Annotated in this window: 5 protein-coding genes and 2 pseudogenes; 6 read left to right on the forward strand and 1 reads right to left on the reverse strand. The window is 44.8% G+C overall.

The features are described from left to right. From tssI to C4F37_RS26490, 4 genes are all read left to right on the forward strand, one after another. Positions 1-1,353 (forward strand): type VI secretion system tip protein TssI/VgrG (gene tssI / locus C4F37_RS26475; protein ID WP_106106741.1); only part of this gene is annotated, 1,353 nt, incomplete at its 5' end. A gap of 15 nt (positions 1,354-1,368) precedes the next feature. Further along, on the forward strand, positions 1,369-2,310 hold the full coding sequence (locus C4F37_RS26480) for a DUF2169 family type VI secretion system accessory protein (protein ID WP_001019587.1): 942 nt from the start codon (positions 1,369-1,371) through the stop codon (positions 2,308-2,310). Then, the gene (locus C4F37_RS26485) at positions 2,303-3,436 is read left to right on the forward strand and encodes a PAAR-like domain-containing protein (RefSeq protein ID WP_000829599.1); all 1,134 of its coding nucleotides are present in this window, start codon (positions 2,303-2,305) and stop codon (positions 3,434-3,436) included. The genes C4F37_RS26480 and C4F37_RS26485 overlap by 8 nt, the downstream gene beginning before the upstream one ends. Further along, positions 3,433-3,912, forward strand: a complete 480-nt coding sequence (locus tag C4F37_RS26490) for a DUF4279 domain-containing protein (protein ID WP_000594486.1) — start codon at positions 3,433-3,435, stop codon at positions 3,910-3,912. Before C4F37_RS26485 ends, C4F37_RS26490 begins: the two co-directional genes overlap by 4 nt. Positions 3,913-3,987: 75 nt before the next feature. Here C4F37_RS26490 and C4F37_RS26495 read toward each other — a convergent pair. Continuing rightward, a pseudogene (locus C4F37_RS26495) lies at positions 3,988-5,012 on the reverse strand (IS630-like element ISEc40 family transposase). Between the two features lie 129 nt (positions 5,013-5,141). Between C4F37_RS26495 and C4F37_RS26500 the strand changes: the two are divergent. Next, positions 5,142-5,849, forward strand: a pseudogene (locus C4F37_RS26500) (ISAs1 family transposase); the annotation flags it as partial. Between the two features lie 368 nt (positions 5,850-6,217). Then, positions 6,218-6,502 (forward strand): type VI secretion system PAAR protein, encoded by a 285-nt coding sequence (locus C4F37_RS26505; protein ID WP_024195685.1) that lies wholly within the window; start codon positions 6,218-6,220, stop codon positions 6,500-6,502. Positions 6,503-6,584 lie beyond the last annotated feature (82 nt).

Raw genomic sequence — 6,584 nt, forward strand, 5'->3', positions numbered from 1 at the left:
GGAGCGGAGACGGAGTGTGTCAGTATGTTCCGTTATGAGGCGCATGTCCGCCCGTCGTCGGTGCAGAGCCAGGATTACACGTTTAAGGTGCCGGACTGGCCGGGGATGTATGAGCAGCAGGGTGAGAACCTGAACGGACAGCTTGAACAGTATGAGATATTTGATTATCCGGGAAGGTACAAGGATGAACAGCACGGCAAGGATTTCACGCTGTACCAGATGGACAGCCTGCGCAGTGATGCGGAAAAGGCCACAGGGCAGAGTAATTCACCGAAGCTGTGGCCGGGAACGCGGTTTACGCTGACGGGACATCCGCAGAAGATGCTGAACCGTGAATGGCAGGTGGTACAGAGCATACTGTCAGGAAGCCAGCCGCAGGCGCTGCACGGCAGCCAGGGGAGAGGAACCACGCTGGGCAATCAGTTAGAGGTGATACCGGCGGACCGGACGTGGCGTCCACGGCTGCAAAGCAAACCGAAGGTGGACGGGCCACAGAGCGCCATTGTCACCGGTCCTGCGGGAGAGGAAATCTTCTGCGACGAACACGGACGTGTGCGAGTGCAGTTTCACTGGGACAGGTATAACCCGGCAACGGAGGCGAGTTCGTGCTGGGTGAGGGTGTCACAGGCGTGGGCGGGGCCGGGTTTCGGCAATCTGGCGATACCGCGGGTGGGCCAGGAGGTGATTGTTGATTTCCTGAACGGAGACCCGGACCAGCCGGTGGTCATGGGGCGGACGTACCATGAAGATAACCGCTCCCCGGGTGACCTGCCGGGAACGAAGACGCAGATGACCATCCGGTCAAAAACCTATAAAGGAAGCGGATTTAACGAGCTGCGGTTTGAAGACGCCACCAGTAATGAGCAGGTGTATATCCATGCGCAGAAGAACATGGATACGGAGGTGCTCAACGACCGGACAACGGATGTGAAACATGACCATACGGAAACCATCGGTAACGACCAGAAGATAACGGTGGGGTTGGGGCAGACGGTGAATGTGGGGAGCAAAAAGGAAGGTGGTCATGACCAGAAAGTGACAGTGGCGAATGACCAGACCATTACGGTACAAAACGATCAGCGGCTGGATGTTACCCACGATCGTCACAAGGATGTAGGGAACGATCAAATCAGTAAGATAATAGGAAAAGATACCGAAGAAGTCGTGAAATCCCAGGATATTAAAGTTGGAGAAGATTACAGCCTGACAGTTACCAACAGCCTCACCATTAAAGTCGGTGAATGCTTACTGAAAATGAATAAGGACGGTACTATCATTCTCAATGGTAAAAGTATCCAGATTGAAGGAAAAGATAAAATAAATATTTTCGGCGCAGATATTGATCTGGATTAATCTGGAGAAATTAACATGAATATTGAAAATGAAACTGGTTTTCCTCACTTTCAGTTCGAAAAAGTGGGATATTATGGTGAGTTATTCACAGTAGTGGTAGTTAATCAGACATTTGATTTTTCATATAGCGGCGGTCTTTGTCTGATTGCGGATGAGCAGCGACTGCCACTGATGACCGACTCCTGGTTCGGCGAACCGGAAAGCAGCAGTCTTAAAACAGCAACCGATTTGGTTTGCAGAAAAGTCAGGGCAGATGTTTTATTAAATGGACACGCATGGCATGCCACCGGGGAAACCACTCGATGGCAGGCCAGTTTACAGGTGGGTAATCTTCAGCGCCAATTTGATATATGTGGCCCTTGCCAATGGCAATATATATCTAACCGCTGGCAACTTAGCGAACCTGAATTAACTGATCGGGTACTGTTACGCCATGAACTGGCGTCAGCCAGTGAATTTAATCCTGTAGGCATTGTTATTCCCTCCCTGATAACGCCTGGCGATAAATCGCCCTGTCCAGCTCCACAGTTATCTGCCTCACCAGGAGCTATTTGCCGTAGCTGGCCTTCACGATTGCGCTATGCCAGAGGTTTTACAGAACAGTGGCAAAAGACTGTTCAGCCTTTTTATCCAGATGAATTCGATTTTGCATTCATGAATTATTCTCCACCAGAACAACAATACGATGGTTATTTAATTGGCAATGAAAAAATTATATTGAACGGCCTGTTACCTTCTAAAATGGAACAAACTTGTTTCCTTCCAGATATTAGACTATTGGCGTATTTGTTTTACCGCTCTGATAAAAACGTAGAACTGCGCCCATTGTTGGCTGACACACTGACCATCCACACAGACGATGAGCAACTAACACTACTCTGGCGCTTAACGCTCCCCGTGGATTCACTTCCACAACGTATTGTTTTGACGACGGAGCAGAGGGGACCTCATGGCTGAAAATCATATTGGTTGTCGTGAATCTAAGTACGTTGCGATATGTATTGCGCCTGATGTCTGCAAGGTTGGTGATGCGATAGTGCCGTTTGACAGCTTTCAGGACCTGACACATGAGAAAATTTATATCAGCAATGTCAGGGCACGGGGCAATCCAATACTGACCGTGGACTGTATTATTGCAGGTACACGAAGTAATGCCGGGAAAGGTGTCAGTTCTGGCACCAGTCTGGGCAGCGGTGACTGCCGGATATTGACAGGCGTGGATCATATAAAGTGCAAGGGAAAGCCGGTAGCCAGGAATCTTTCGCTGGTTGCCATGAATAATGATAATACAGTTGGTAAACTGTATACCCAGACAAACCCGCCAAATCAGATAATACCTGTTAAAGAATCATCGCTCTGGGCCAGGTATCTGGAACTGCAAAGACAACAGCAAGAGTTTGAGCTTGAGTCCAAAAAGCAAGAAGCAGATGCAATGATAGGATTAGGCAAGGCATTTATTAATGGCTGGTATATGTTGGGTGCATTGATTGCCAAAGGTCAGATGCAAAATGACATTGCCCAAATGGAAAGTAATATTGCTCTGGCGAGAGGGTTGGGAATGGATACCCAAATTATGGAGCGGGCGAATGAGACCAACAGGGAGGTAATGGAAACTATTGATCCTAGAGAGCCATTGTTGAAACCTGCCAATGAAACCCAAGCAATGGCGATGGAGGTTGAGCCATGGCTGGAACTTATGACCGGGGTTGGAGCACTGGTGAAAGGTTTGGTCAAGTTTTCAGCGAAGTTTGCAATAAAATCGGTTGGCAGAATGGGGAGGAGCGGTGCTAAAATTGTGCTGGATGCAAATGGATTGCCTATTCCTGTTCCTCCAAGCGTTGGCGCTGCGGGAAGAGTTCCGAGAGTATTACAAACTGGAGGTAATACTCTTGAGGCAAGAACTGCCAGGGAGTTAAATGAATTTTTTGGTAAAAATATTAACAGGAGAGAATGGGGGAAAGCTTTAGAAAAGTTGAAAAAAGATTTACGCTTACGAGGTGATCACCATGGTCGAATACTTGATAATGGTGATTATATTGATGACTCAGGAAATATTTTAGGAAACATAGAGGATTATTTATGATTAAGAATATACAATCAAGGCTTACCCCGATATCTCATGAATATCCAAGTTGTGATGAGTGCTATGCTAGCCTCTTGATTTACACAGGTAATACTCACCCTAATGAAATAAGTATTCACTTAGAACTTGAGCCAACATCAATCAATATAAAAGGAGATGAAATTATTACTCTATCGGGAAAGAAAAGATATGCAAAAAATTCATATTGGATGCTCTCGTCAGAAAATCTAGTGAACTCGAAAGATATTCGAGAACATCTGGATTGGCTACTTCACAAACTTGGACCTAAATCATCAAATATTGCAAAATTGCAAGCATTAGAAAATATTTCAATGGGTATTGACTGTACCTGGAGATCATTGAATTGGCACGGTGGGCCAACTTTATGGCCTGAGCAGATGAAAATAATGGCTAATCTTGGATTGGAGTGTTCATTTGATATTTATTTCGTCGGCAATGAAGATGGCAATCTTTAATTATTGCTCGCAAATATTTAATAAACAAATAGCACAATAAAATACTCGGTATTTATGGTATATACTCAATAAACCTCAAGATGCGGGTGTGAGCACCTGAAAGTGATCGTTAATTCGGGATGTCAGTGAGTCCGCTATATCCGGCAGTGTCTGGTTAAAAAAGACAGATATTGCTTCCCTGAACTCTCGCGTACTGCTGAAGTAGCGATTATTCCGGGCATGTTCGTTCATTAATTTCCACATTCTTTCTATCGGATTCAGGTTTGGGCTGTAAGGGGGAAGGTAATGCAGCCTGATATTTACCACTTCCGCCCAGTCTTTCACTAACTGTGAACGGTGGTAACCTGCTCCATCCAGAATAACGTGGATTTTCTGGTTATAATCAGGATAAACCTTTCGTATCTCATTGAAAAAACGGGATACATTATATTCATTAATGGTTTTATATTCGCAGATTAGCGGTGACGTCAGTGCTTTCAGATTCAGCGCCCCCATGATATTCAGGCGTGTGCGGCTGCCTGTTGTTTTTACTGCTTTTTTCTGGCCTTTGCGTATCCAGCCATAGCTGATTTTAGTGGCCTGAGTCGGATGGACTCCATCAATAAAAAGAATCGGCTCATCACCCACAGTTGTTTTCAGTTCCTTATAATATTCAATGAATTGCCTTTGTTTCTCTTCACTGAATTTATGGGGGACGCCTGACGGTTTTTTGTAGGTGAAACCATTACGATGCAGCCACTTATTCATCCCCGGAATGCTGAAAATGATGTTCCATGTCCGGGTGACAAACGCAATAACATCGCGGGTATGGTGAAATAAATTATCGGATAACTGGCTGATGAAAAGGCCGTTTGTTCAGCACTGAGTTTGCTGTCTGAGCCGCCGTTTTCGGGCTTCAGTTTTCCTTTATTCAGGAATTCGCTGATATGGTGATAAATCGTTGTCTGATGCAGGCGTAAAGCCTGAGCAATCATGGCAGAACTCCAGCCTTCGGAAGCCAGAAGAATGGCTTTAATACGATCTCTGACTCGCCCGTCACGACTGGAATCATGAAGGCGTTCAAGTTCAGCTTTTTGTTGCTCAGTAATGAATATTTTCATGTTGGACAGCATGATCTTCTGTTGCTGAAAAATCAAGCATCTTCAATGATCACGGGTATATACCTAATAAACAAGGGCAAGGAAAGATCATCAGAAGTACACTTTTTGTACTAAATAATTCGCATTTTATTGCACAGTCTGGTCATCGGACAGATCAGGACGGATGAGAAATCTAATGAGATTACAGCTATCCCTGAACTTCTTTACATGTTGGACATTAAAGGAAAAATCATCACAACTGATGCGATGGGTTGCCAGAAAGATATTGCAGAGAAGATACAAAAACAGGGAGGTGATTATTTATTCGCTGAAAATGAAATCAGGGGCGGCTTAATAAAACCTTTGAGGAAAAATTTCCACTGAAAGAATTAAATAATCCAGAGCATGACAGTTATGCAATGAGTGAAAAGCGTCATGGCAGAGAAGAAATTCGTCTTCACATTGTCTGCGATATCCCTGATGAACTTATTGATTTCACGTTTGAATGGAAAGGGCTGAAGAAATTATGCATGGCAGTCTCCTTTCGTTCAATAATAACAGAACAAAAGAAAGAGCCAGAAATGACGGTCAGATATTATATCAGTTCTGCTGATTTAACCGCAGAGAAGTTCGCCACAGCAATCCGAAACCACTGGTACGTGGAGAATAAGCTGTACTGGCGTCTGGACGTGGTAATGAATGAAGACGACAGCAAAATAAGAAGAGGAAACTCAGCAGAATTATTTTTAGGGATACGGCATATCGCTATTCAGGGCAGGGTTAAGACGTAAGATACGAAAAGCAGCCATGGACAGAAACTACCTGGCGTCAGTCCTTGCGGGGAGCGGGCTTTCGTAATCTTGCCCTGCGTCATGTATTTTTTATAATTTAATTTTTGCGAGATCGCCCAGGAGTTACACGTGATAGCTTATTTTTTTATCAGATCTGACGCATTATTTTTTTAAGTTTTCGATAATTTTGTAATTTATATTACCCTTGTGGTAGTTATCGTAGTTTTTCCCTTGAATATATATTTCAAGAACTTTCTGTTTTAAAGGCAAAGATAATGAAAGAAGAATGGGGTATTACACGCCAACAATTTGTATTACTTAAATAGACCAGTGAAGGTACGCATCAGAATATCCGGTGAAGTGATTAATATTTCGTTGAGTATTTCTCCGGATTTTTGAAACCTTCTGCTGTAGAAATTCTGAACAGGAGGAATTATTCCTTTAGCTGCCAGATTAAACGACAAAGGCACCCAGCACGACGGTTATTACGAGACCGTCATCACCGCCGGGTCATCCACTGTCTTTATCGATGGTCTCCCCGCAGCCCGTCAGGGAGATCCGCTGACGCCGCATGATAAACCGAAGCATCCCCCTCATCCCCGAAAAATCGCCAGAGGCTCGTCAACCGTCTTTATTGACGGCCTGCCCGCCGCCAGAACCGGTGATGCTATTGATTGCGGCGGCGTGGTTATTGGTGGCGGCACGGTAAATATAGGCTGATATGTCTGAGAGGTATTTATGTCCTTAAAAGGTCTTCGCTTTACGCTGGAGGTTGACGGCCAGGAGCCGGACACCTTTGCAG

Origin of the sequence: Escherichia sp. R1 (assembly GCF_003000935.1) — a bacterium.
Classification (GTDB): Bacteria; Pseudomonadota; Gammaproteobacteria; order Enterobacterales; family Enterobacteriaceae; genus Escherichia; species Escherichia coli.

Bases quoted from the DNA above. Each gene is read 5' to 3' on its own strand.
- C4F37_RS26485 (WP_000829599.1), top strand. From the start codon at position 2,303: ATGGCTGAAAATCATATTGGTTGTCGTGAATCTAAGTACGTTGCGATA.
- C4F37_RS26480 (WP_001019587.1), top strand. From the start codon at position 1,369: ATGAATATTGAAAATGAAACTGGTTTTCCTCACTTTCAGTTCGAAAAA.
- C4F37_RS26490 (WP_000594486.1), top strand. From the start codon at position 3,433: ATGATTAAGAATATACAATCAAGGCTTACCCCGATATCTCATGAATAT.